29 protein-coding genes are annotated in these 25,888 nt (G+C 29.0%); 14 read left to right on the top strand and 15 right to left on the bottom strand.

The genetic code is table 11. From position 1 onward, the window contains the following. Positions 1–4 precede the first annotated feature (4 nt). Together ACTT9R_RS01765 and ACTT9R_RS01760 are read right to left on the bottom strand one after the other, a co-directional pair. Positions 5–895, bottom strand: a complete 891-nt coding sequence (locus ACTT9R_RS01765; protein ID WP_440926357.1) for a hypothetical protein — start codon at positions 893–895, stop codon at positions 5–7. 32 nt (positions 896–927) lie between these two features. Then, entirely contained in the window at positions 928–1,215 is a 288-nt protein-coding gene (locus ACTT9R_RS01760; RefSeq protein WP_440926356.1) for a DUF1330 domain-containing protein, read from the bottom strand. Positions 1,216–1,258: 43 nt separating this feature from the next. On the opposite strand from ACTT9R_RS01760, the gene ACTT9R_RS01755 reads away from it, so the two are divergent. Next, the gene (locus ACTT9R_RS01755; RefSeq protein ID WP_440926355.1) at positions 1,259–1,582 is read left to right on the top strand and encodes a c-type cytochrome; all 324 of its coding nucleotides are present in this window, start codon (positions 1,259–1,261) and stop codon (positions 1,580–1,582) included. Positions 1,583–1,590: 8 nt separating this feature from the next. Here ACTT9R_RS01755 and puuE read toward each other — a convergent pair whose 3' ends face one another. The 4 genes from puuE to uraD are packed head-to-tail and all read right to left on the bottom strand — an operon-like array spanning position 1,591 to position 4,455. Continuing rightward, positions 1,591–2,490, bottom strand: coding sequence for an allantoinase PuuE (gene puuE / locus ACTT9R_RS01750; RefSeq protein WP_440926354.1), 900 nt, complete (start codon positions 2,488–2,490; stop codon positions 1,591–1,593). After that, on the bottom strand, positions 2,487–2,978 hold the full coding sequence (locus ACTT9R_RS01745; protein WP_440926353.1) for an ureidoglycolate lyase: 492 nt from the start codon (positions 2,976–2,978) through the stop codon (positions 2,487–2,489). The genes puuE and ACTT9R_RS01745 overlap by 4 nt, the downstream gene beginning before the upstream one ends. Further along, entirely contained in the window at positions 2,975–3,961 is a 987-nt protein-coding gene (alc, locus tag ACTT9R_RS01740; RefSeq protein ID WP_440926352.1) for an allantoicase, read from the bottom strand. Before alc ends, ACTT9R_RS01745 begins: the two co-directional genes overlap by 4 nt. Next, on the bottom strand, positions 3,958–4,455 hold the full coding sequence (uraD, locus tag ACTT9R_RS01735; protein WP_440926351.1) for a 2-oxo-4-hydroxy-4-carboxy-5-ureidoimidazoline decarboxylase: 498 nt from the start codon (positions 4,453–4,455) through the stop codon (positions 3,958–3,960). The genes alc and uraD overlap by 4 nt, the downstream gene beginning before the upstream one ends. Positions 4,456–4,502: 47 nt before the next feature. Here uraD and uraH point away from each other — a divergent pair, with 47 nt between their 5' ends. The 6 genes from uraH to ACTT9R_RS01705 are packed head-to-tail and all read left to right on the top strand — an operon-like array spanning position 4,503 to position 10,503. Then, entirely contained in the window at positions 4,503–4,853 is a 351-nt protein-coding gene (gene uraH / locus ACTT9R_RS01730) for a hydroxyisourate hydrolase (RefSeq protein ID WP_440926350.1), read from the top strand. Next, a complete protein-coding gene (gene xdhA, locus ACTT9R_RS01725; protein ID WP_440926349.1) occupies positions 4,854–6,290 on the top strand; it encodes a xanthine dehydrogenase small subunit in 1,437 nt (478 codons plus the stop codon). Next, complete coding sequence (gene xdhB, locus ACTT9R_RS01720) at positions 6,291–8,594, top strand: xanthine dehydrogenase molybdopterin binding subunit (RefSeq protein WP_440926348.1); 2,304 nt, start codon at positions 6,291–6,293, stop codon at positions 8,592–8,594. It abuts the gene before it with no gap. After that, positions 8,584–9,054: a nucleoside deaminase gene (locus tag ACTT9R_RS01715; protein WP_440926347.1), complete on the top strand. Its 471-nt coding sequence runs from the start codon at positions 8,584–8,586 to the stop codon at positions 9,052–9,054. The genes xdhB and ACTT9R_RS01715 overlap by 11 nt, the downstream gene beginning before the upstream one ends. After that, positions 9,054–9,962 carry a urate hydroxylase PuuD gene (locus ACTT9R_RS01710; RefSeq protein WP_440926346.1) on the top strand — a complete coding sequence of 303 codons (909 nt, stop codon included), beginning with the start codon at positions 9,054–9,056 and terminating at the stop codon, positions 9,960–9,962. Before ACTT9R_RS01715 ends, ACTT9R_RS01710 begins: the two co-directional genes overlap by 1 nt. 16 nt (positions 9,963–9,978) lie before the next feature. Then, on the top strand, positions 9,979–10,503 hold the full coding sequence (locus tag ACTT9R_RS01705) for a phosphoribosyltransferase (protein WP_440926345.1): 525 nt from the start codon (positions 9,979–9,981) through the stop codon (positions 10,501–10,503). Between the two features lie 50 nt (positions 10,504–10,553). Here the strand turns inward: ACTT9R_RS01705 and ACTT9R_RS01700 are convergent, their stop codons facing one another. The 5 genes from ACTT9R_RS01700 to ACTT9R_RS01680 all read right to left on the bottom strand — a co-directional run bounded on the left by ACTT9R_RS01700 (position 10,554) and on the right by ACTT9R_RS01680 (position 15,777). After that, positions 10,554–11,624 (bottom strand): BMP family ABC transporter substrate-binding protein, encoded by a 1,071-nt coding sequence (locus ACTT9R_RS01700; RefSeq protein ID WP_102133207.1) that lies wholly within the window; start codon positions 11,622–11,624, stop codon positions 10,554–10,556. A gap of 78 nt (positions 11,625–11,702) precedes the next feature. After that, entirely contained in the window at positions 11,703–12,623 is a 921-nt protein-coding gene (locus ACTT9R_RS01695) for an ABC transporter permease (protein ID WP_440926609.1), read from the bottom strand. A gap of 8 nt (positions 12,624–12,631) precedes the next feature. After that, positions 12,632–13,696, bottom strand: a complete 1,065-nt coding sequence (locus tag ACTT9R_RS01690) for an ABC transporter permease (RefSeq protein ID WP_440926344.1) — start codon at positions 13,694–13,696, stop codon at positions 12,632–12,634. Beyond that, positions 13,693–15,183 carry an ABC transporter ATP-binding protein gene (locus tag ACTT9R_RS01685; RefSeq protein WP_440926343.1) on the bottom strand — a complete coding sequence of 497 codons (1,491 nt, stop codon included), beginning with the start codon at positions 15,181–15,183 and terminating at the stop codon, positions 13,693–13,695. Before ACTT9R_RS01685 ends, ACTT9R_RS01690 begins: the two co-directional genes overlap by 4 nt. Positions 15,184–15,186: 3 nt before the next feature. After that, complete coding sequence (locus tag ACTT9R_RS01680; protein WP_440926342.1) at positions 15,187–15,777, bottom strand: nucleoside deaminase; 591 nt, start codon at positions 15,775–15,777, stop codon at positions 15,187–15,189. Between the two features lie 126 nt (positions 15,778–15,903). Between ACTT9R_RS01680 and ACTT9R_RS01675 the strand changes: the two genes are divergently transcribed. Then, positions 15,904–16,209, top strand: coding sequence for a hypothetical protein (locus ACTT9R_RS01675; protein ID WP_440926341.1), 306 nt, complete (start codon positions 15,904–15,906; stop codon positions 16,207–16,209). A 137-nt stretch (positions 16,210–16,346) separates the two neighbouring features. Next, positions 16,347–17,669 (top strand): uracil-xanthine permease family protein, encoded by a 1,323-nt coding sequence (locus ACTT9R_RS01670; RefSeq protein WP_440926340.1) that lies wholly within the window; start codon positions 16,347–16,349, stop codon positions 17,667–17,669. A gap of 47 nt (positions 17,670–17,716) precedes the next feature. On the opposite strand, the gene ACTT9R_RS01665 is transcribed toward ACTT9R_RS01670, so the two are convergent. Both ACTT9R_RS01665 and ACTT9R_RS01660 read right to left on the bottom strand, forming a co-directional pair. Further along, positions 17,717–18,163 carry an Hsp20 family protein gene (locus ACTT9R_RS01665; protein ID WP_440926339.1) on the bottom strand — a complete coding sequence of 149 codons (447 nt, stop codon included), beginning with the start codon at positions 18,161–18,163 and terminating at the stop codon, positions 17,717–17,719. Between the two features lie 100 nt (positions 18,164–18,263). Continuing rightward, positions 18,264–20,339, bottom strand: coding sequence for a S9 family peptidase (locus tag ACTT9R_RS01660; RefSeq protein WP_440926338.1), 2,076 nt, complete (start codon positions 20,337–20,339; stop codon positions 18,264–18,266). Between the two features lie 15 nt (positions 20,340–20,354). Between ACTT9R_RS01660 and ACTT9R_RS01655 the strand changes: the two genes are divergently transcribed. Continuing rightward, a complete protein-coding gene (locus tag ACTT9R_RS01655; RefSeq protein WP_440926337.1) occupies positions 20,355–20,858 on the top strand; it encodes a J domain-containing protein in 504 nt (167 codons plus the stop codon). On the opposite strand, the gene ACTT9R_RS01650 is transcribed toward ACTT9R_RS01655, so the two are convergent. Next, the gene (locus ACTT9R_RS01650) at positions 20,855–21,817 is read right to left on the bottom strand and encodes a glycosyltransferase family 9 protein (protein ID WP_440926336.1); all 963 of its coding nucleotides are present in this window, start codon (positions 21,815–21,817) and stop codon (positions 20,855–20,857) included. The genes ACTT9R_RS01655 and ACTT9R_RS01650 overlap by 4 nt on opposite strands. 49 nt (positions 21,818–21,866) lie before the next feature. On the opposite strand from ACTT9R_RS01650, the gene ACTT9R_RS01645 reads away from it, so the two are divergent. From ACTT9R_RS01645 to ACTT9R_RS01630, 4 genes are read left to right on the top strand one after another with little or no spacing between them, the layout of a single operon-like run. Further along, complete coding sequence (locus tag ACTT9R_RS01645; protein ID WP_440926335.1) at positions 21,867–22,751, top strand: dihydrodipicolinate synthase family protein; 885 nt, start codon at positions 21,867–21,869, stop codon at positions 22,749–22,751. Beyond that, positions 22,752–23,942: a class I SAM-dependent methyltransferase gene (locus ACTT9R_RS01640; protein ID WP_440926334.1), complete on the top strand. Its 1,191-nt coding sequence runs from the start codon at positions 22,752–22,754 to the stop codon at positions 23,940–23,942. A gap of 28 nt (positions 23,943–23,970) precedes the next feature. After that, on the top strand, positions 23,971–25,176 hold the full coding sequence (locus ACTT9R_RS01635; protein ID WP_440926333.1) for a hypothetical protein: 1,206 nt from the start codon (positions 23,971–23,973) through the stop codon (positions 25,174–25,176). 30 nt (positions 25,177–25,206) lie between these two features. After that, positions 25,207–25,500 (top strand): hypothetical protein, encoded by a 294-nt coding sequence (locus tag ACTT9R_RS01630; RefSeq protein WP_072090343.1) that lies wholly within the window; start codon positions 25,207–25,209, stop codon positions 25,498–25,500. Here ACTT9R_RS01630 and ACTT9R_RS01625 read toward each other — a convergent pair. Next, positions 25,497–25,844: a DCC1-like thiol-disulfide oxidoreductase family protein gene (locus ACTT9R_RS01625; protein WP_440926332.1), complete on the bottom strand. Its 348-nt coding sequence runs from the start codon at positions 25,842–25,844 to the stop codon at positions 25,497–25,499. The two genes, ACTT9R_RS01630 and ACTT9R_RS01625, sit on opposite strands and share 4 nt — an antisense overlap. Positions 25,845–25,888 lie beyond the last annotated feature (44 nt).

Genomic DNA, 25,888 nt, shown 5'->3' with positions numbered 1-25,888 from the left:
TCCTTTATATATCTATCCATTCTTTATACTTCTCTAAATTATCAATTAAAAATTTAGGTAAACTTTGTATAGGATAATTTTCTAATTTGTTACCACCTAATTTATTTTGTCTTTTATCTGCTGATAAATCATAAACTGGAATTTTATCTTTTATTATTTGATCTATTTGATTAGTAGTTAGTGGATTTTTATCAAATTCAATATGATGAAGATATGATTTTAATTTATGTTTAATTTCGTTAGCTGTTTTTATATTAGTAAAATGCCATCCACCTTCTTTAATTATTTTACAATTAATAAATTTTTTTTCAGAAAAAAAAGCGTCTATCCTATAGAAAGGGTATTTACGGTCTTTTATATTTCTTAACCACTGAGGACTTTTTAAATTTTTTTTTCTACAGCCCTTAGTTCCTTTCCATAACAAGTTAGGTAATTTTAAATTAAATTTGTAATAAAACATATCTTGTTCAAATAAAAAAATTTTTTGATTTATTTGATTAAAATTTAAATTATTTAAGTTTGGTATTTCATCTACGTCTGAAATTAAAATAATGTCCTCACTTTCAGCATTTTTCAAACCTTTCGAAATAAAATTTCTTTGACCATTCTCCCTAAAAACTGCATTCATAATTAATTTTCTTGATTTCTCATTCTCTGTGTCTTTTGTATTGATATCCTCTATATTTTCTGGGATTTGATCATAAATTAGATAAATAATTTTATCTTTAAAGTGCTCAAACTTATTTTGATTAAATTTTAACTCTCTCTTCTCTCCACGATGAGTAAATGTGCTTTCCACGATTACAAAATAATCAACATATTTGTTTAAAATATTTAGCCTAAGATCTAAAATCATTTCCTCATCAAAATACATAAAACAATCAAATATCTTCATGCTCTTCACATATACATTTAAAATTTTTTATCTTACATTCCCTCAAAAATTATGTGTTCTCTTGTAGCATTATTTTCTAAATGCTTTCGAGCCTCAACATACTCTTCAGAATTATAACAATTTTTTGCAGTTTCTATGTCTGGAAATTCTGCAAGAGCCACTCTAACCATTTCTCTGCCTTCTAAAGTTACATTATTTGCACTTCTGGCTATTATTTTTCCAGAATATTTTTCAACTGCTTCTTTTGCTTTAACAGCATATTTTTTAAGTCTTTCGGCGTCTTTTATTTCAGTATAATTTGCAACCCAATAAGCTTTCATAATTCTCCTTTTTAAATTTTTTTAATTATGATACCAAATTTATGTGAAAAAATTATTTTTAAATTTCTTTTGTACATCATTATTTTTAATATTTTCTTCATTAACTCACGTTAATGCTGATGAATTGTTTAATAAGGGTAAAGAAGTTTTTCTAGGTGCTGGTAATTGTGCAGCATGCCATATGCTTTCAGATGCTGGATCTAACGCAATGGTTGGTCCAAATTTAAATGAAATCAGACCTGATATTCAAAGAATTATAATGGCAGTTAGAAATGGTATAGGAGTAATGCCCGCAATGGACGGTATATTAACTGATGAGGAAATAGAAGCGGTTGCTCATTATACCTCTATAGCTGCAGAACAATAATAAAAATTTTAACTATAATTTTTTATCCAATGTTTAGCTATATCTACTCTTTTGCAGATCCAAACATCCTTAAATTTTGTGATGTAATTTAAAAATTTTTTAAGAGACTGTATTCTACCAGGTCTTCCAATTAATCTGCAATGCAAACCAACAGACATCATTTTTGGAGAGGATTTTCCTTCTTCATAAAGAGCATCGAAACTGTCTTTTAAATAATTATAAAATTGTTCACCAGAATTGAATCCTTGGTTGGTAGCAAATCTCATATCATTATTATCCAATGTATAAGGTATCATTAATTGTTTTTTTGTACCTTTTTTTATCCAATATGGAAGATCATCACTATATGTATCACTGCAGTATAAAAAATTACCATTTTCTATAACTAGATCTAAAGTATTTTCACTACATCTTCCTGTGTACCAACCAATAGGTTTAGAACCAAAAATTTTCTTTATTGATTTAACAGCAAGTTGCATGTCCTTTTTTTCTTTAGATTTGTTTACATTTTGATAATCAATCCATCTCCACCCATGACTAGCGACTTCATAATTTGCTTTTTTTATAGCCGTACACACTTCTTTATTTCTCTCTAAAGCCATACCAACTCCAAAAATAGTTAGTGGAATTTTCTTTTTATTAAATAGATCATGAATTCTCCAAAACCCTCTTCTTGATCCATATTCATAAATTGATTCCATATTTAAGTGTCGACCTTTAATTGGTTTTGCTCCTATAATTTCAGATAAAAATACTTCTGAAGTTTTATCACCATGAAGAGTACAATTCTCTGCTCCCTCCTCGTAATTAAGCACAAATTGCAAAGCCAACTTAGCATTACCAGGCCATTTTACCTTAACTTCTTTGGAACCATATCCCACCAAATCTCTTGGGTATTTTTTTTTCATTTTTTCAAAATAATTTTATCTTTTTTAAATTTATAAATAACAAGATTGTTTCCTCTTCCTTTTCTATCAACAATTAGAAAATTCATATTTTTCATAGAAATCAACGGAAAGTGCCAAATACCAGCATTGTAATTAACCCCGGTTTGTTTTGGGACTAAAAAGGATTGGATTTTATTTACTTCTGGTTTATCTCCTTTTGGTGCTACAAATACTAAAAATTTTGTATCTTCCATTGGTATAAAAGCTTGGCTTCCTAAAGGATGTTTTTCCATCATATCAATTTTCATAGGAAACCTTCTTTTTTTTGCTTTAAAAATACTAACAATTGCTTTCCCTTTGTTTTTAGATGCATCTACGTTAATTAAATTATCAAATCTTTTTGCATACCCATCATTAATATTTATAGGATTTTTTTTTGATGTATCTATTAATTGACCAAATTTAGAAAAATTTTTTTTAGTAATTTTTTTTGCTTTTATTATTTTCATCTCACAAAATTTCCGAATGCCCTTATTCTTGAAATTCCACCGTCTGGATAGATATTTATTTTAAGATAATTTTCCTTACTTCTCTTAATTAAGAATTTTTTAAAAATATGTTTCTTGTGAGCTGAAAGTTTTGACTTATTTAAAATAAACTTCCAATTTTTTGAATTATTGACAATTGATTTATTGGACAGATCTTTTGCAATACTTGCAGTTTGAATTGAACAACAATCGGGATAGTTTCCTTTAAAATGATGGGTATCTATCTCTAGTTTTTTTATTAATCCTGGTTTTCCAAATTTTATTATAAGCCAATCAAAGTTTTTTCCTCTACTTCTTCTTGTTTCCCAACCATCTCCCATATTTTTCCCTTTACCTGGTGCTATGATATTTTCAGCCCTGCCGAAATGTTCATTATTACAACCAATAATTGAAGCGCCATTTAAAACAGATGTAAGGTTGATAGTTTTGTTATTTAAAAAGTTTTTCTCCATTTCAATTTTTCCATAAAGCCTTAGTCTTGCAACTCCACCATCTGGAAAAATGTTTAGTCTTATATAATTAAAAACAGATTTATTGTTTGATTTGAAGCTATGGTTTCGGCTTGGCCCAAGTTTTTTTTTTCTCAGTAAAGAAATCCATTTTGTTTTTTTATTAGGCTTTGTTTTACTTAAGCAGCCCTCTAACGAAGCATGTGTAGGCTGATTTCCATTGAAGTGTGTTGTGTCAATATCTATATCAAATATCTTTCCAGGTTTACCAAGTTTTAAAATTAAATAATCAAAACCTTTTGATCTTCTTCTTCTTGTTTCCCATCCATCCATCCATTTACCATGTTTGTCAAATAGTCCATCTTTAAAAACTGGAGTTTCGATGTTTAATATTCTATGAGCAGCTGCAAAAAAATCGTCAGTCTTAAATATAACTTTAGATCCAATTCTTGGATCTGCTAAGTTAATCATTTTTGCACTTATAAATTTTTTCATTTTTTATTTATTTCATTCAAACGAAAGGTTGCAATTTTTTTTACTTGTTTTTTTGCTTCAAGGAATTCACTTTCTACATCACTTTGTATTCTTTGTCTAAAATTATTCAAAATTTCATTTTTATCTTTACCTTTTACGGCAATTATAAAAGGAAAATGAAACTTTTTTTTATATTCTGAATTTAATTTTTTAAATTCTTCATATTCATCATTAGAACATTGGTTCAATTTTGCAGAGGCTTGTTCTGATATAGATTCAGAGGTCATCTTTTTTGCTACAGCAAGTTCTGGATGAGCATTTAAAATCTCTAAAATTTTATTTTTTTCGTAATTTTCATAAATATCAAGCATTTTAAACACAATATCTTCAAAGTTTTTAAATGGTTTTGACTCAAAAGCTTCCACAGCAACTGACTCAGTTTTTTCAAAAACATTACCAAATAAAGATAAAAAATCAGACTTGTTAAGATCGTTAATGTTATCTATTGTTCTCATATAACTTTAAAAAATTTAAGTTTGAAATTAAATGATACTATAATTTTATGACAAAGCTCACAACTCATGTTTTAGATGTGTATTCTGGTAAACCTGGCAAAGGTATCCTAGTTGAGTTGTTTTATATTAATAATTCAGAACGAAAAAAATTAACGTCAACAAAACTCAATGACGATGGTAGAACTAATTCACCATTAGTAGAGGGAGATGTTTTTATTAAAGGTAAATATGAATTAATTTTTCATATTGGTGATTATTTTAAAAATACATCTTCAGCTAGCGATGTACCATTCTTGGATGATGTTATTATAAGATTTGGTATTTCAGATCCCTCACAGCATTACCATGTTCCTTTACTTGTTTCACCTTGGAGTTATTCTACTTATAGAGGTAGTTAAGTGATATCAAGTTCTGTTAAATTTCTATTAAATGACAAGCTTATAGTAATCAAAAATCCCGACCCAAATCAAACGTTACTTAATTATATTAGAACTGAATTAAAAAAGACCGGAACTAAAGAAGGATGTTCGGAGGGCGGTTGCGGTGCATGTACAATTGTTTTGGGTGAATTAGTCGATAATAAAATTGTATATAAAGCAATTAATTCTTGTATTTCGTTTGTCCCAACACTTAATGGTAAACAACTTATAATTGTTGAAGATTTAGTTTCTAAAAATGGAAAACTTCACCCAGTGCAAGACGCAATGGTAAAATTTCATGGTTCACAATGTGGTTTCTGCACACCAGGATTTGTTATGTCGTTATTTTCAATGTTTAAAAATAACAAAAATCTTAATAATGAATTAATAACAGATTCTATATCCGGTAATTTGTGTCGTTGTACTGGTTACAGACCTATAATTGATGCTGCCAAAAGTTTAAATAAGATAAACAAGAATGATCAATTTTCTAAAAATAAAAATAAAGTCATTCAGCAATTAAAAAAAATTAAACCGAAAAATGTTTATATTAAAAAAGATGATAAAATTTATTTTTCACCAAAAAATATTAAAGATTTAAAAGGTATAATTAAAAAACATTCCAACTTTAGTTTTCTTGCCGGTGGAACTGACTTATCTTTAAAAGTTACAAAAGAAAGAAAAGAAATTCCTTTTATAATTGATTTAAAAGAAATTAATGAATTAGATTTTATAAAAGTAAGTAAAAATTATTTAGAAGTTGGTTCCGCTACACCATTAATAAAATTTGAAAAAGAAATTAAAAAATATTATCCAGATTTTTATTCAGTTCTAAAAAGATATGGATCTGTTCAAATTCGAAATGTTGGTACTATAGGTGGCAATATTGCAACTGCATCTCCAATTGGAGACTCACTGCCAATTCTATTATCTTTAAATGCAGAGGTTTTAATTGAAAGTTTTAATAAAAGAAAAGTATTACCTTTAAATAATTTTTTTCTTGATTACAGAAAAACTCAATTAAAAAACAATGAATTTATACACTCAATTAAAATACCATTATTTAAGAAAAATATTTTTAAGGCATTTAAGATCTCAAAAAGATTTGATGATGATATTTCATCTGTTTGTGGATCTTTTAATTTCGAGATTAATAATAATAAAATTAAAGAGGTTTATATTGCATATGGAGGTATGGCTGCTGTGCCAAAAAGAGCTAAAGCATGTGAAAAAATTCTTAAAAATAAGCCTCTTACCATCAATACTTTTGATCAAGCAAAAAAATATTTAGAAAAAGATTTAAGTCCTATTGGAGACATGAGAGCTAGTAAAGAATACAGACTAGAGATAGCAAAAAATTTATTGATGAAATGTTTTGTAGAAATAAATTCTAATAAGTTATCAAGAGTAAATTAAATGAGCAAAGAGAACTATATTGAGGAAATAAGACCACATGATAGTGCCTATAAGCATGTGAGTGGATATGCAGAGTACACCGATGATATTAATGAGCCAAAAAACACAATTTATGGCGCTATTGGTTTAAGTAAAAAAGCCCATGCAATAATCAAAAATATAGACCTAACTGAAGTAAAAAAAAGTGAAGGAGTTATATCGGTAGTTACTCAAAGCGATATCCCTGGCAGAAATGATGTAGGTCCTGTTTTTGAAGGTGATCCAATCTTTCCAGAAAAAAAAGTAGAGTTTTTTGGTCAGCCATTATTCGCTGTAGCTGCTACAACTACAGAACTTGCTAGAAAGGCAGTATTAAAAGCTAAAGTTACCTATAAAGATTTAAAACCAATTATTACAATAAAAGAAGCTTTAAATAAGAAGCAATTCTTATTTAAACCTAGAAAAGTTAAAAAAGGCAACCCTTCTAAAAAAATAAAAAATTCAAAAAATAATTTAAAAGGAAATTTTACAACTGGAAGCCAAGAGCACTTCTATCTAGAAGGCCAGGCAGCTTTTGTTGTTCCTAAGGAAGACGATAATTTTTTAGTTTATAGTTCAACACAACATCCATCAGAAACTCAACAATTAATTGCAAAAATATTTAATCAAAAAAGTAATTCAATAAATGTAGAAGTTAGAAGAATTGGAGGTGGGTTTGGGGGAAAAGAAACAAATTTCATGACAGCGTGTATTTGTGCGTTGTTGGCAAAAAAATCAGGACAGCCAGTCAAACTAAGATTAGATAGAGATGATGATATAATATTGACTGGTAAAAGACATGAATTTTTATCTGAATATGAAGTTGGTTTTAATGATGAAGGAATTATTGAAGGATTAAAAATAAACTTATCCTCAAATTGTGGAATGTCACCCGATTTATCAGCTGCAATAAACGAGAGAGCTTTGCTTCATGTGGACAATGCATATTATATTTCAGATATCGAGGTAACAAATAATTTATGTAAAACAAATATTCCAACCTCAACTGCATTTAGAGGCTTCGGTGGAAATCAAGGGATGATGGCTATAGAGAATATTATAGATAATATCGCAAGGTACTTAAAAAAAGATCCTATAGAAGTCAGAAAGAAAAATTTTTATCAAAAAGATAAAAGGAATGTAACTCATTATGGAATGACAGTTGAAGATAATGTTATTAATGAAATATTTAAAAAATTAGAAAATAAATCTAATTATAAGAAAAGATATTCGGATATAAGAAAATTTAATGAAAAAAATAAATTTAAAAAGAAGGGTATAGCTATTACACCTTTAAAATTTGGTATTTCATTTACTACAATTCATTTAAATCAAGCTGGAGCCTTAGTTCATATTTACACAGATGGAAGTGTTCATTTGAATCATGGAGGAATTGAAATGGGTCAGGGGACACACACAAAGATTGCTCAGTTAGTGGCAAATTCTTTAGGATTACCATATAATTTAGTTCATATCTCATCAACAAATACAGCCAAGGTTCCAAATACTTCAGCTAGCGCCGCTTCGTCAACTACAGACCTTAATGGAGCAGCAGCTCTAAATGCAGTAGCAAAAATTAAATTAAATTTAGAAAAATTTATTAAGAAAAAATATAAGATCTACAATCAAGAGGCAGTATATAAAGACCAATACATAATATTTGGAAACAGACAATTTGAATTTAAAAGTATAATTCAAGAGGCATATTTAAATAGAATATCTCTTTCATCATCAGGCTTCTATTCAACACCAAAAATTAATTTTGATAAAAAAAAATTTAGAGGAAGACCTTTTTATTACTTTTGTTATGGAGCAGCTGTTTCGGAAGTAACTGTAGATACATTAACGGGTGAAAATATACTGGAAAGAGTGGATATCTTGCATGATGCCGGCAAACCAATAAATCCAGCACTAGAACTAGGTCAGATTGAGGGTGGTTTTGTGCAAGGACAGGGATGGCTGACAATAGAGGAATTAAAGTGGAAGTCAGATGGTCAGATTACAACTTTTTCTCCATCGACTTACAAAATACCTGCAGTAAGTGATATTCCAAAAAAATTTAATGTAGAAATTTTTAAAGAGGGATTAAATAAAGAAAAAGTTGTTAATAAAGCAAAAACAACTGGTGAGCCTCCTTTGATGCTAGCTATGAGTGTTTTTTATGCAATTAAAGATGCAGTTGCTTCAATTGGAAATTATCAGTTTGCACCAGAACTTAATGCACCTGCAACACCTGAAAGAATTTTAATGAGTATTAACAAAATTAAAAATTTAAATGGAAGATAAAAAAAAATTTATGGCAAGAGCCATTGAGCTATCAATTAATAGTGCGAATACTATTGGAGGTCCCTTTGGAAGCGTTATAGTTAAGAATGATAAGATTATTGCAGAGGGTTCTAATAAAGTTACTTCTTTAAATGATCCAACTGCACATGGAGAGATAGTAGCAATTCGAGAAGCCTGTCAAAATTTAAATACTTTCGACCTTTCTGGATGTGAGATTTACACATCTTGTGAACCTTGCCCGATGTGTCTTTCAGCAATTTATTGGTCAAGATTAGATAAAATATATTATGCAAACACTAGAGAAGATGCAAAAAATATAGATTTCGATGACTCGTTTATTTATACAGAAATTCCAAAAAAAATTGATGACAGGAAAATTAAAATGGTACAAATGCTTAGAGATGACGCTTTAAAAGCATTTGAAATTTGGGATAAAAAAGTAGATAAAATTAAATATTGATGGAATTTTTACCTTATACAATAAAATGGTTAGAAGTTATTTTAAGATGGGGCCATGTATTATTTGCAATATTATGGGTAGGTAATAGTTTTTTATTTAATTACTTAGATAATAATTTAAATAAAAATATAACAAGCAATGATATCGATGGTGAAGGATATCTGATGCATTCAGGTTTTTTTTACAAACTTTCGAGGTTAAAAACATCTCCACCTCAGGATTACTTAAATAGATTAGTAATCTTCAAATGGCAAAGTTACTTAACCTTTGTAACCGGAATGTTGCTCTTAGTGGTAATTTACTATTATAACGCTGGTGTATTAATGGTTGATAAGCGTGTACTGTTAATACCCCCTAGTTATGCAATTATTATCTCACTTTTATCGTTGATTATTTCTTGGTTTGTTTACGATCTTTTATGTAAATCAAAATTAATTGAGAATAATATTTTATTTATATCCGTGGGAATAATTTTGCTAGCAATAGTATCATTTGGACTTACAAAATTATTTGGACCGAAATTTGCAATTTTAAGTGTTGGATTAATCATTGGATCCAATATGTTTGGAAATGTTTTCACGGTAATTATCCCTAATCAAATGAACATAATTAGTAGCAGCGAAAGAGGTGAAAAATTTGATATGAGCTTATCTTTAGCAGCTAAACAGCGATCAATTCATAATAATTATTCAACTTTTTTAGTTTTGTTTATAATGCTTTCTGGGCATTCAAGCTTTTTAGTTTATCACCAATATAATTGGTTAATATTATGTGCGATTGCTGTTATTTCAGGTGTAGCAAGACATTATTTTAACTTAAGAGGAAGAAACATTCATAGGTTGTATATTTTAATTTCTTCAATAATAGCACTTATCGTTCTTGCAGTTTTAGTTTTATTATTTAAATAACTAGATATAAAAAATTATGTCTGAAAAAATGATTGTCAGCTGGGACGAGTACAATAAAACTGTTGAGAAACTAGCAATCCAAATTGATGAGAGCGGATATAAACCAACAATACTAATTGGCATCATGCGTGGAGCAGCGCCGATGATAGATGTTCTAAGTAGAATTTTTAAATTAAAATGCGCGTATCTTGCAGTTGAATCTTACAGTGGTAAGGGAGTAGAGGATGAGCAGGGTGATATTGTGTTTTCAAGAGAAATGAGTTCGATAGCACCTAATATGGGTGGAAAAATACTTTTATGTGATGATTTATCTGACACAGGAATTACTTTTAACAAAAGTATAGATTGGTTAAAAAAATACCAACCCATTAAGGATAAAATAGAAGATATTAAAACCGCAACTTTGTTTAAAAAAAAGAAATCAACATTTGAGCCAGACTTCTGTGCAAATAGACTTCCTGATAATCCTTGGATAGTGCAGCCCTTTGAAATTTATGAAGAATTAAGGATTGAAGAAATAAAAAAAAAACATCAGATATAAAAAAGGCCAGTTATAAAACCGGCCTTTTAAATTTTTAAATTGGAAACTGATTACTTAGGTATATCTCCTTCAACACCTTTAACGTAAGTCATCATTCCTGCAAGCATTCCATCATCTGCAGTTTTTCCTTCTGCTACCATTAAATTACCTTTCTGGTCATAAATTGGTCCAGTAAAAGAATGAACTTTACCAGATGCTAAATCTGCTTGAAGTTTTTTAACTTTTGATCTTAGGTCAGCTGGCATTTGTGAATCTAAATCTGATATCACGACCATGCCGTCCCCAATACCATGCCAAGTATCTTTTTGACTCCATGTACCGTTCGCAACAGCTTTAACTCTGTCTACGTAATATGGCCCCCAATTGTTTTCAACTGAAGTCAATACAGCTTTAGGAGCAAACTTGTCCATATCACTTGCTTGCCCAAAAGCATATACTCCAGCCTTTTCAGCCATTTGAACAATAGCAGTACTATCAGTATGTTGAGCAATTACATCAGCACCTTGATCGATTAAAGCTTTTGCTGCCTCTGCTTCTTTACCTGGATCGTACCAAGTGAAAGCCCAAACAATTTTAGTTTTAATATTTGGGTTAACTTTTTGAGCTGCTAAAGTAAATGAATTGATACCTCTGATAACTTCAGGAATTGGAAAAGATGCAACATAACCAATAACATTTGATTTTGTCATAGTTCCAGCAATTGTTCCTAAGATAGTTCTACCTTCGTAGAATCTAGCTGCATATGTTGAAACATTTGGATGTTCTCTTTTGTATCCAGTAGCATGTTCAAATTTTACATTTGGAAACTCTTTTGCAACTTTGTTTGTTGGATTCATATATCCAAAACTAGTTGTAAAGATAACATCATGACCAGAGTTAGCTAATTGTCTAAGAACCCTCTCAGCATCGGCACTTTCTGGAACACCTTCTACGTAAGTTGTTTTAAATCCGGCAGCTTCAACAGCTTTTCTACCTACATCATGCTGATATGTCCATCCATGGTCACCAGTTGGACCAATATAAACAAATGCTGCTTTAACATCTTTTGCAACTGCAGCTACAGTTAATGTAAATAATAAAACTAAAGAAGAGACGAAAGAACGAATTAAAAATTTATGCATAAATTTATTTCCCCTTTTGATTTTTTAATAAAATTAAATTTAAATTAAATTGTCTAAAAAAAAATGATTATTTTTAAATTAATTGTCTTTATGAAAAGATTTCCCCAACGAACTAGGAGTACTTAGTCTTATTTTTCTACTATCACGAGAAATTACAACTAAAACTATTATTGTAACGATGTAAGGTAGAGCTGTTAAAAATTGCACAGGAATTCTTACTCCAATTGCTTGCATATGAAACTGAATAATTGTTAAGCCACCAAATATCATAGCACCAATCAAAATTTTAATTGGGTTCCACGTTGAGAAAACCACCAGAGCTAATGCGATCCAACCTCTTCCTCCTGTCATATTTTCAATCCACTGAGGAGTATAAATCATGGATAAATATGCACCAGCAAGTCCACTCATTGCGCCTCCATAAAGTATACAAGCGTAACGAACTAACCTAACATTTATTCCTTGATTAGATGCAGACTCAGGCGAATCTCCTACAGCTCTTACAATTAATCCAATTTTCGTTTTTTTTAAAAAATAGCTAGTTATGAAGGGAAGGGCAAAAGCAAAATAAAAAACAATTGAATGTCCAAATAATATTGGACCTAAAAGCGGTATTGTGTCTTTTAAACCTTCAAATAAAACAGGAAACTCTTTTCCAGGAATACCTACAAAATTTTTTCCTATCATCGCAGAAATACCAATTCCAAATATGGTAAGCGCCAAACCAGTAGCAACATGATTTGTGATCAATGTTTGAGTAAGGAATGCAAAAATAGTTGAAATTAAAACTCCAGCTAACATTGCTCCAAAAATTGCAATAATTAAACTTCCTGTAACAGTCATTAATGCGAAACCTGAAATAGCACCAATGATCATCATTCCTTCAACACCAAGGTTTAGAACACCAGATCTTTCTGTAATAAGTTCACCACAAGAAGCTAAAATCAAAGGAACAGCAGAGGCCATGATTGATGCCATTATTAGTCCAATAAAATTTATATCGATGATCATTTTTTTGAACCTATAAATTTAAATTTGAAAAAAAGTAAATAGTCGGAAGCAAGAAGAAAAAATAAAATCATTCCTTGAAAAACTTGACCAGTATATTTAGGTATCTGCATAAATATTTGAGCTGTTTCAGCACCCAGATAAGTTATCGCAACAACTAGCGATGCAAAGATGATACCAACAGGATGTAAACGACCCAAAAATGCTACAATTATCGCAGTAAAACCATAATCTGGTGAAATTTCTCTATGAAGCTGTCCGATAGGTCCAGTTATTTCTCCAACACCAGCTAAACCTGCGCAAGCACCACTTATTAAAAAAACGAGGATGATCATTTTTTTACCTTTGTATCCGGCATACTTTGCTGTCTTTAAACTAAAACCCGAAACTTTCATTTGGAACCCTAAATAAGTTTTATAAAAAACAAACCAACTGATAACCACTGCAGCTAAAGCTAAAAATATTCCTGCGTGAATTCTTAGTCCTTCAAATAATAACGGAAGTTTAGCAGAATCACTGAACTGTCTGGTTTCAGGAAAATTAAATCCCTCTGGATTGCTCCAAGGACCAACAACAAGGTAGTCCAAAATTAATTTTGAAACATATACCAACATAAGACTTACTAATATTTCATTTGTATTAAAGTAAGTTTTTAAGATTGCCGGTATCGATGCATACAACATACCACCGATTGCACCAGCCAAAATTACTATTGGAAGAATGTAAAACCCTTCTTGCTCATAAAACAATAATGCAACTCCTCCAGAAACTATTGCCCCGAAAGTTAATTGCCCTTCGGCTCCAATATTCCAGTTATTACTTTTAAAACAAAAAGATAAACCGATTGCTATCAAACAAAGAGGTGTAGCTTTTAATAGTAATTCACTGAAACCATATTTATCTGCAATTGGAACTATGAAAAAAAATTTAAGAGCTTCAAATGGTTTAAAACCTAAAATAAAAAAAATCAAACCACCCGCTACTAATGTTAGAAAAATAGCCAACACAGGTGTAAAGAAAAAAATAGCTCTTGATGGTTGATCTCTTTTTATGATTTTAATCAATCTGCTCCTCCCATTAGTATCCCAAGTTTTTCAGAGGTAACTTCTTCAGCATTCATAATTTTTGACAATTTTCCTTTATGAATTACTGAAATTTTATCACTTAATTTTAATAACTCATCAGTGTCTGTAGATATTAATATAATTGATTTATTTTGTTCATTGATTTTAATCAATGTTTCGTGGATATAATTTATTGCTCCAACATCCAGACCCCAAGTTGGATTAAAACAAATTAATAAATCTGGAGAAGTTATTAATTCTCTTCCAATAATTAATTTTTGAAGATTACCCCCGGACAAAAATTGGCTTTTTAATTCAATGTTGTCCGTATTAACATTAAAATCTGAAATTATTTTTTTGGAATGCTCTTTAATTTTGTTTTCGTTTATTAATCCATTATTAAAAAAATTTGATGATTTAAAATTGTTTAGAGCTACATTTTCAAAAATTTTCATTTGTGGAATTGCAGCCTGCTCAAGCCTATCCTCTGGAGAAAAGGCCATCAAATATTCTCTTCTTTCTTGAGGATTTAAATCTCCTATGTAATTATTGTTAAATTCTATAGAGTTCTTTTCCGAAATAATTTCACCACTTAATACTTGAAATAATTCACTTTGTCCGTTTCCTGATATACCAGCAATTCCTAAACACTCCCCCCGATTAACAGAAAAATTAATATCCATTAAATTTGTTTCAAAAGGATCTTCACTTGTAAAATTAAGATTCGTTATTTTAATTAATTGATCAGATGAAGTTTTTGCTTTTTTTTTCTTAATTATTTTTAGGTTCTGACCCACCATTTTGTTAGCAAGTGACTCAATATTTTCGTTCTTTATTTCACTTACAGAAACTAACTCTCCTCTTCTCATTACAGCAACTTCATCACAAAGCTGCATAACTTCCTTTAGTTTATGTGTAATATAAATAATTAAAATTCCTTCTTCTGAAAATTTTTTCAAAGATAAGAATAATTCACTCGTTTCTTGTTCTGTTAATACAGATGTTGGTTCATCCATAATTAAAACTTTTGGACTCCTTATTAGACATCTTATTATTTCCACTTTCTGTTTTTGACCTGCTGATAGATTTAGAACAGGAATATTAAGATCAATTGAAAAATTATATTTTTTCATAATTGTATCAATTTTTTCTCTTAAACTTTCCCTTTGTTCATCTGAATCTATTATTAAGTTTTCAAATACGGACAAAGTTTCAAAAAGATTAAAATGCTGGAATACCATTCCGATATCATTTTTTTTTGCATCTAATGGCGAATTAAGCTTTAGATTATTTTCATTTAAATAAATTTTACCTTCGTCAGGAATGATGACGCCTGATAGAATTTTAACTAGTGTAGATTTTCCAGCACCATTTTCTCCAAGAAGAGCATAAATTTTACCACTATTAAATTCGAGCGAAACATTGTCGTTTGCAACACACCCAGGATATATTTTAGTTACATTTAAAATTTTAAGGTTTGTATTCATTGCTTAATTTAATGGTATAGAATTTCCATCCTTATTTTCCTGATATTGATTTGATAAAATTTGATATTTTTTTTTAATTTCGTTTAATTGTTTTAAAATACTTTCTTTTTTTGAAGTAGGTAAATTTTCAATAAGTAAATTTATATTTTGACTTTTCCAATAAGAATTTTCTTTATTATATTCTCCATCATTAATTTTGAATACTTCTTTGAGTATATTTAAATCATGTGGAATATTAAATTCCTCATTTGTGGTAGTATACGGAAACAAATAATAAAAATTATCAAATCCAGAAAATGTGATTGCACTCAAACACATACTGCAGGGCTCATGTGAACTTAAGAACATGCAGTCTTTTTCTTTTGGTCTTGTATTTGCATTTAATTCATAAAATTTTTTAAGAGTATGCATTTCTCCATGCCATAATGGATTTTCTATTTCATTGTTTGTTTCAGCAACTACAAGCGATAAATCATCTTTTTTAATTATTGCTGCCCCAAATATTTTACTACCTTTGGCAACACCTTGTTCAGTTAAGGGTAAAACTTCTTTTAAAAATATATTTAGTATCTTTTCTAGGGCTTTTTCATTCATATGCTTGAACCATCAAATAAAGAACACAATTGTTACTATAATTAAACTTAAAAGTAATAAGAAATAAATTATTTATACAACTTAAAAGTTAATAATTTATGAAACAAAAAAAGTTAATTTGAACTTATGTCAAAATTTAAATCAGCAATAAGTCTTTTGATTGTCATAATTCTTTTTTCAGGGTGTCAAACTGTTAAAGATAAAACAGATGCTATTGTTGAAAAAGAAAATGAAAAATTAAGTAAATTCCTTGGAAAATCTTCTAGTGAACTTCAAATGGAGCTTGGAAAACCAGATGAGGATTTTAAAAATGCAAAAGGTAATTTTGAGCTAGTTTATAATAGTAAAAAATACCTTGTTCCTTGTGAGCGAAGGTTTGAAATAAATTCAGAAAATATAGTTATAGGCTTCGTTTCAAACGGTTGCTTTTAAAATTTATTATTAAAAAAAATCTGCTCATTATAGGTTTTTTTTACTATCTAAAGCGGAGTTGTTCTAAACTTATCAGTTTTTTTATTTTAATTCATAGCCAATAATATAACGTCTATTTAGTTAACGACGGAGGTTATATGGCTTCAAGAAAAACAAAAGCGGGCTCTACAAACAGTCCGGATAAAAAACTTCCATTAAATAAATCCATACCTTTAGGAATTCAGCATGTATTAGCAATGTTTGCTGGTAATATAACTGTTCCTATTATTGTGGCTGGAGTTTTTGGTCAAACGCCTGAACAAAAAATATTTTTGATTCAAATGGCTTTGTTTGTTGCGGGAGTTGCAACAATTATTCAAACAGTTGGATATAAAGAAATTGGTGCAAGACTTCCTATTGTTCAAGGAACAAGTTTTGCGTTTATACCAATCATGCTACCATTCAAGGCAGCAGGATTAGGTGCGGTATTTACAGCAGCGTTTATTGGAGGAATTTTTCAAATTTTTATTGGAAAAGTTTTAAAACCAATAAGGCATCTATTCCCACCATTAGTCACTGGTATAGTTGTATTAATGATCGGATTTAGTTTGCTTAAAGTTGGTTTTATGTATGCTGGTGGAGGTGGATGGTTAATGAACAATAAACCTGAAATCTTTGCAAATGCAAATCACTTAACAGTTGCTGCATCAGTATTTATAGTTGCTATCTTTTTTAATCTTAGAGGTAAAGGGATGGCTTCTGCAGCTTCAATTTTAATTGGAATAGTGGCTGGCTTCATAGTTGCAGCAGCACTAGGAATGGTTAACTATGGTAAAATTGCATCTGCAGCGTGGTTTGCATTTCCAATGCCACTTCAATATGGAATTGATTTTGTACCGGGTGCAATAATTCTAATGTTGTTTATGTCAGTTGTTACAACAATTGAAACAATTGGAGACATTAGTGCTACGACAATGGGTGGTGCTAAACGAGAGGCAACAGATAAAGAAATATCAGGTGGGATTATGGCAGATGGTGTTGGTACTGCATTTGGTGCAATATTTAATGCAATGCCAAATACATCTTATTCGCAAAATGCTGGACTAGTTGCGTTTACAGGAGTGGTAAGTAGACACGTTGGAACTATAGCTGGAATAGTTTTAGTTCTAATGGGATTATTTCCAAAATTAGGTGGAATAATTGCAGCGATGCCAGAGTCTGTGATAGGTGGAGCAGCAATCATTATGTTTGGTATGATTGTAGCTGCTGGTATTAAATTGATTTCAAGGGCAGAAATGGATCAGAGAAATTTATTAATCTTAGCTCTTTCTTTGTCTTTTGGAATTGGGATGTCATTGTTACCAGACTTTGTGAAAAATATTCCAGACTTTGGAATAAGTTTAAAACTACTTTTAACAACTGGACTTATACCTGCTGGATTATTAGCATTTGCTTTGAATGCTATAATGGCAAAGAAATAATTAATTTAAACTTGTGGGGAGAAATCCCCACAAGCAAGGTTTAAGACTTATTTAATTTCAATAAGCTTCTTTTTTTTATGTTCTGGAATTATTCTTTCACAAGATATTGTTAAAAGACCGTCTTTAAGTTCAGCACCATTTACTTTTACATCGTCAGCTATAGTGAATGATCTTGCAAATTGTCTTTGAGAAATACCTTTATGAATAATTTCTCCATTAACGTCACTGTCCTCAGATTTATCAACTTGTTTAGTTCTAACAGTTAATAAATTATCTTCGAACTCAACCTCAACATCTTTTTTACTAAAACCGGCTAATGCTACTTCGATAGCATAATTATCCTTACCAGTCTTTCGGATGTTATATGGTGGGTAATTTGACTGCATTGTCAAATTTCCATTACCTAGCATATTTTCAAATTGGTCGAACATATCATCAAAACCAATTGAAAAAGGTCTAAGTGAGTTAAATATAGATAGATCCTTACTTGTCATAATATCCTCCTTTGTTAAGCAAGTTTATTTGTGCAAGCCCCATTAGGCGACTTACTTAATTTATATGGTAATTAATTTGTTTTTTTCAAGATTGAATGTACTAAATTTTTTTAGAAATCTTTAATGCAAATGCATAGTCAATAGCAATTTCTTCTATTGCGCCATCTCTTCCTGATTTGCCACCGTGACCAGCATTCATTTCAGTTTTCAAAAGAAGTAAATTATTATCTGTTTTATAGTCTCTGAGTTTTGCTGTGAATTTTGCAGGCTCATCAAATAAAACTCTATTATCACTTAAACTTGTTGTAATAAAAATATGTGGATAATCCATTTTTTTAATATTGTTGTAGGGTGCATATGAAAAAATATAATCAAAATGTTCTTTATTCTCTTTTGCATTTCCAAATTCGTCAAATTCTCCCACAGTTAAAGGTAAAGAATGATCAAGATTTGTTGTTAAAGAATCTACAAATGGAACAGCCATTATAATTCCTAAAAATAACTCAGGAGATTGATTGACTACAGCTCCCATTAATAATCCTCCAGCTGATCCACCCATTCCAATAATATTTCCTTTTGTCGTATAATTCTTTTCGATCAAATATTTTGCTGCGTAGATATAATCTTCAAAAGTATTTTTTTTGTTTGTTAATTTTCCCTCTTTCCACCACTTCATACCTTTTTCCATACCACCTCTGATGTGAGCTGTAGCCCAAATTATATCTCTATTGATAAGACTTAGTCTTGTAGAAGAAAAACTTGGGGACATAGAATTTCCATAAGACCCATATCCATACAATAAAACATTTGCAGACCCATCAATTTTTGTTTTTTTGTGTCTAGTAATTGTTAATGGAACCGTCCTTCCGTCATGAGATTTAAACTCAACTCTCTCAACAATATAGTCATCTTTATTATGACCAGAAGGAATTTCTTGCTCTTTCACAAGTTCTTTAGATTTTGTTGCTAAATTATATTTAAACACTCTAGAAGGAGTTTTGGGTGATGAGTATCCTAAATAAACTTCATCAGTATTTCTATCTTTTTGAGTTAAGCTTGCTCCTGGAACATAAACAGATTCATCAGAAAAAATTAATTCTTCTTCTATATTTGTAGAAATATTTTTGACAAATAATTTATCTAGTGCATCTGATGTTTCACCACGAATAATCCAATTTTTAAGGAATGTTAATCCACCAATTAAAACTTCATCTTTTGCTGGAATATATGTTTGCCAATTTTGATTTTCTAAATTGTCACAAATATCAATTTTAAAGTCTTCAGCATTTTTATTTGTATGATTATAAAATTTACCATCCCATGAATTAACAGAATACAGAACACCTCTTTCTCTTTTAATAATAAGTTTTGGAGATGGATTTAATTCATCTGATTTAAAGTAATATTGCTCTGAAGTATTATGGTCAGAAGTATTTATAAAAAAATATTTTTCATCTGAGCTTTTTCCAATTCCTACTGTAAAAGCCTCACTTTTCTCCTCAAATATTAATTCATCTTTGCCTTGAAAATCACCTATTCTGTGCTTGTATATTGTTCTTGCTCTATGATTTTCATCAAGTTTAGAATAAAAAATATATTTATCATCCAAACTAAATGTTATTCCCCCTGATGTTTCTGCAATTTCTTTTGAAATAATTTTGTTTGTTTTAATATCTCTTAAATAAATTGTATAATATTCAGATCCTTTAAGATCCAAAGAGTATCCTAGATATTTATCATTGTTACTTACTTCTAAATCTCCAACCCCAAAATATTCAGTTTTAAGTTTTTCTTTTTCTTTATCTCCATTCCATATTTCCTCAATATTTTCTGAACCAATTTTTTTTCTAAGCTTAATGGAATAATTTCCTTTTGCTGTGGTTTTTGTCCAATATTCGTACGAATGATCTTTATAGGGCAAAGATTCATCTTCTAATTTAATTCTTCCTTTAATTTCATCGAATAATTTTTTTTGAATATCTTTTGTATCTTTTAAATGATGATCTGTGTAAGCATTTTCGTCTTCTAAATATTTTTTCACTTCAGGATCTAACTTACTTTTATCTTTTAGGACTTCTAAAATATCTTTTTGATGAATCCAGCTGTAATTGTCTTCCCAATCAATATTGTGACAAGTTTTTATCTCTAGTTTTTTTTTAAGTTGTGGTACTTTCATCTAATAAGGAAATATATGAATATTATTATTTATCTACTTGTAATTTTAGTCATCTTATATTTTTTATTAAGATGGTGGTCAAATATTTCTCCAAAAAAAATGTCAAAAGGAGTTAGGCTAATTACAATTTTATTATTGGCTTTATTAGCAGTTTTATTTGCTATTGGTGGAAAATTTCTACTCACATTGCCATTAACTCTTGCAAGCCTTGCTTTAGTTAAACTTAAAGGTTTATCATTGTTTCAATTGCTTTCTCTTTATAGGCTTATTCAAACTTTAAGAAATTCTGGAAGATTTTCTTTTAATCAATATCAAAATAATAATTCTTCATCATTATCAATATCTGAGGCATATAAGATTTTAAATTTAGACATTAACAAAAAACCAACTAAAGAAGCTCTAAATAAAGCTTACCAAAAAATTCAAAAAAAAATTCACCCCGATATTTCTCCAGAAACTTCAAGATTATCAGCTATTGTTAATGAAGCAAAAGAGATAGTTCTTAAAGATATTTCTTAATTAATTATTGATAATAGTTTTTTGTAGATTTTATCTGCATTAATTTTGTCTTTACCACGAGTATTGTGAGAAACTGTTATTTCTCCATCAGGAATAATTGGATACATATTTGTGTTGTAAGAACCATAAATTAATGGAGTATCTGCCATTAGTGTAATTGTTTTAATTCCTAATGCTGACGATAGATGTGAGAAACTTGTATCATTACATATTGCAACATTACAATTTTTAATTACAGGTAAAATTTCTCTTATACTAAGATTGTCTAGGGCAACACATTTTTCTTTAAATTTTGTATTATATAATTCGCTTAAAATTTTTTGTTCATCTTCATTTTTACCTGTAGCTAAAAAAAATCTACATTTTTTAAAAGCTTCTAATTTTTCCATTACATCTAGAAAAGTTTTTGATGGTATTCTTTTTGTTGGACCTGAACCACCAACACCTAACAAAACATTAAGCTCAGCATTATTAATATTAAAGTTTACTGCTGTTTTTTGAACTAAACTATTATCAATTTGAATTTCTGGATTATCAATAATTTCGATATCTAAATATTTTTTTATTATAGCTTTAGCCTGCTCGGTGATGTGTTGATTTTGTTTTTCAAATAACGGGTATTGAAATATTTCTTTAATTCCTGCCAATCTAGAAATTAAGTTATATCTCAAAGAAGAATTGAATATAAAAACTTTATCGAAATTATATTTTTTTATATCGCTTACTAATTTGAAAAATCCTTTGAAACCATCATGTTTTTGATTTATTTTATTATCTCTTTCTAAGTGAATTATTTCATCTATATAATTTGTTTGATTTAAAAACTCGTTAGCTTTTGAATTTTCTTTAACCAATAAACTAACAGGTGCTCCAAATTTTTTTGAAATGGCTTTAACAAAAGGTAGAAAAATTACCGTATCACCTATGCCCATCCTGTTTTGAATAGCTAATATTTTCATAGTTAATTTATAAACTTTACTAATTAATATTTTTATATAAATTTTTATTATGAGTAAAATTAAAGGCATTTATGCGGCCTCAATGTCTATCTTAAATGATGATTTGACGCTTGATATTAAAAAAACCATTCTGCACGCAGAAATGGTTATAGACAATGGTTGTCACGGAGCAGCTATATTTGGAAGTACAGGGCAGGCTCAACTTATACCTGTCTCAGAAAAAATTAATTTATTAAATCATCTGACTTCAAGCAAACACAAAGAAAAATATATTATCGGCACTGGTTTAAATTCTTTAGGTGAAACAATTAATTTAATGAGAGTTTCTAAATCTTTAGGTTTTAATAGATTCTTAATTATGCCGCCTGCTTACTATAAATATGGAGATAAAGAAGTAATAGAATTTTATAGCAAAATAGTAGAAGTAATTTCTGATTGTGAAATAGTACTATATAATTTTGAAAAACTCTGTGGTTATAAGTTTAGTATTGAATGTATTGAAGAGTTAGTAAAAAAATATCCAAAAAATATTATTGGTGTAAAAGATAGCTCTTACAATCTTTTTGAAAACTTAAAAATTGATAATTTTTCAGTTTTACCTGGATCAGAATCTAAATTATTTAAAGGACTTCAATTAGGTTGTTCTGGAATTATTACAGCTACATGTAATGCTACTTCTTCACTGGCAAGAAAAGTATACGATGATTTTAATGATGGACGTGATCAGACAGTAAACCAAAATCTTTGCGATGTAAGAGCTGAATTTGAAAAATATAATTTGATTTCAGGTTTGCATACCTATTTTAGTAAAAAAGAAAAATGTTATAAAAATCTTTTACCACCACTTAGCATGTTAAATGCTGAAGATGAGTCAGGTTTAATTACTAATTTAGAGAAATTAAATTTTTCATTAAAAAATACTAAGGCGGCTTAAATGCAATTAGCTAGATTTTTAAATAATGTTTTTAAAAAAGACGGATTTATATTAGTTGATGCAAATTCAAAAAGTTACATTATTGGAAACCCAAAAAGTGAAAATCCTATAAAATTAAAAATATTAAATAAAAATCTTCATTACAAGTTATTATTTCATCCAGACTTATATTTTGGGGAGGCTTATACTGATGGGGAAATAATTATAGAAAATGGAACACTAACTGATTTCTTAGACCTTTCCTTAATGAATTTTGGTAGAGGAGATTTAAATTTTTTCAGTTATTTAATAAACAGATTAAGAGGCTCTTATAGATATTTAACTAATTTTAATTTTATAAAAAAATCTAAGATGAATGTTTCGCATCACTACGATATTTCGGATGATCTTTATGATTTATTTTTAGATCCTAAAAGACAATATTCATGTGCATATTTTAAAAATGAAACAGATACATTGGAAACTGCTCAAAATAATAAAATTCAGCATATAATAAAAAAACTTAACATTAAGCCAAATCAAAAAGTTTTAGATATTGGATGTGGATGGGGTTCTCTAGCAATAGATATTGCAAAAAGTGCAAACTGCGAAGTAACAGGCATTACACTTTCAGAAAATCAATTTAATTACTGCAAGAAAAGAGCAAAAGAACTTAATTTGGAAAATCAATTAAACTTTAAGTTAATGGATTATAGAGAGCTCAATGAAAAATTTGATAGAATAGTCAGTGTTGGCATGTTTGAACATGTAGGAAGAAAATTTTATAGAAAGTTTTTTTCACAAGTTGAAAAACTTTTAAAAGATGATGGGGTATCATTAATTCATACTATAGGATCAGTAAACCCGCCAAGAGATCCACATCCATGGATTACTAAGTATATTTTTCCAGGAGGTTATACTCCGAGTTTAAGTGAAGTAACAACACCAATTGAAAAAGCAGGCTTAATTGTTGCAGATATTGAGGTTTTAAGACTTCATTACTCACATACACTAAGACATTGGAAAGAAAATTGTATTCGAAATAAAGATAAAATAATTGAAATGTTTGATGAGAGATTTTTTAGGATGTGGGAATTTTATCTTGCTGGTTGTGAGATGGCATTTAAGTGGGGTGATCAAGTTGTATACCAATTTCAATTAACAAAGAATTATTCTTCCACACCTGTTACAAGAGACTATATTTATCAATAAATAATTGGTAGAAACTAACTCCGTCAAAATGAAAAAAAAGAAAAAAAAATTAAAAAAAAGTATTTCTAAAAATCAAAATAAAGCCAAAAAAAAAGCAAAAAAAACATCTAAAAAATCAAATAAATTTAAATCTGTAAAAAGAATTAATAATCGAAGAAAACAGAAAAATAAAAAATCAAAAAAATCGAAAAAATCAAAAAAGATTTCAAAAAAATTTAAATCTATCTCACCAAAGAAACCAGATCTTCTTTTAAAGTTAGTTAACTTTCAAAATTCTCTAAAGCCTGAATTCAAGTTTAGATTAAATTTTGGTTTTGAAAAATATATTCAAGCATTTTTTGATAAGATAGCAGACACAATTTCACAATATAAAATTCTAAAAAAAGATGAAGCAAGAAGATTAAAATTAGAAAAACTAGAACAAGAAAGGTTAGAAAAGATTGAAATTGCAAAAGAAAAACAAAAAGATGCTGAATTAAAAGTTAAATTAAAAGAACAAGCTTTAAAAGATGAAATTAGATTAGAAAAACAAAGAACTAAAGAAATAAAATTATTCTTAAGAAAAGAACAGGCTCTTTTAAGAATTGAACAAGCAGAGAAACAAAAGCAATTTTTACAACAATTAAAATTAGATAAGCAAATTGAAAAGTTTAGAGTTAGAGAGGTTAAAGAATTAGAGAAATTAGAAAAAATTTCTTTAAGAGAAAAGAGAGAGGATTATGCTGGCTTACAACAAAGAATAGAAAAACTAAAAGAAAAATACCGAATTATTAGAGATCAAAAGATTAGGGAAAGAGTAGAGGCCTTAGGAGTAAAAATTCAAGGAGATGAAGATAGAGAAACACTTTTACAAAAAGAAAAAGAATATACTTTAGCTAGACAAAAAATTGAGTTTGCTCTCGAAAGTTTTTACAGAAGTGCTAGTAGCTTAGTATTTCAGTTAAACAAAAGACACATAACAAGGCACATGTCTATCTTCAGATGTATTGATAGAAGGTTTGAAACTGGAGAAATATTTGTTAAGTGGGATGAAGCATCAGATGATGAATGGCTTTTGTTAATTTATATAAAAAATAATTCGCCTGATGAAGGAATAGTTATTGAAGATAAAACTAACCCAGAAAAAAATATTTCTCATGAATTTAAAAATAATGAAATATTTAAGGCTTCAGATACTATGGTTGACGCACTTACTCAATTAATCGGAAGAAAAAGAGCCAAAAATATCAATTAAATTATCATAAATTATTAAGTATCATTTAGAATGTTATTTTCATCTGCATTAATGATAATTTTATATTTAGTATTTAGATATGTTCTTGCATGGATAAGATATTTTAACAGTCTCGACTCTAGATTAGGCCAATCTACATGGCGATGGAGTTATGATTATCCAGTTATAGGTGAAAGAGATATCTCAGATCTTGATGATAAAACTTTTGTTAGACTGAGAAGAAAAAGAAATAGAGTTATAACTCTAATGTACTCAATTTTATTAATAATGTTCTTGTTATCTATGTCTTTACTTAGTGAATTTTTAATATTTTTCTTAACTTAGTTTTTGAGTTGTTTTTTATTTTTCAAATATAAAAAAAAGGCAACCATTTCATACCCATATTTAAAGATTGTGAAAATTATTGGTAGTTTAAAAAATTTATATAAAAATTTATATTTTGGAATTTTTTTCCAAACATAAAGAAATGCCTCTGCCCCCTGAATAATTTTACCGTTTTCTTTAACATGTAGTCTTCTTAACAATTCTCTATCATTCCTTGATGTTTCTTTTTCAGCATCCAAATTATTAGTTATATCTATCCAATCAATATCTTTGATATTTTCTTTTTTATATAAGTTAATTTCCGATCTACAGATTTTACAAGAATTATTAAAATATACTTTCATTTAATAATAATTAACTTTAAGTAAGAAATTGTACATGCGTAAAA

It is taken from the genome of Candidatus Pelagibacter sp., assembly GCF_052049835.1.
GTDB lineage: Bacteria > Pseudomonadota > Alphaproteobacteria > Pelagibacterales > Pelagibacteraceae > Pelagibacter.
This window is presented reverse-complemented; position numbering and strand designations above follow the sequence as displayed.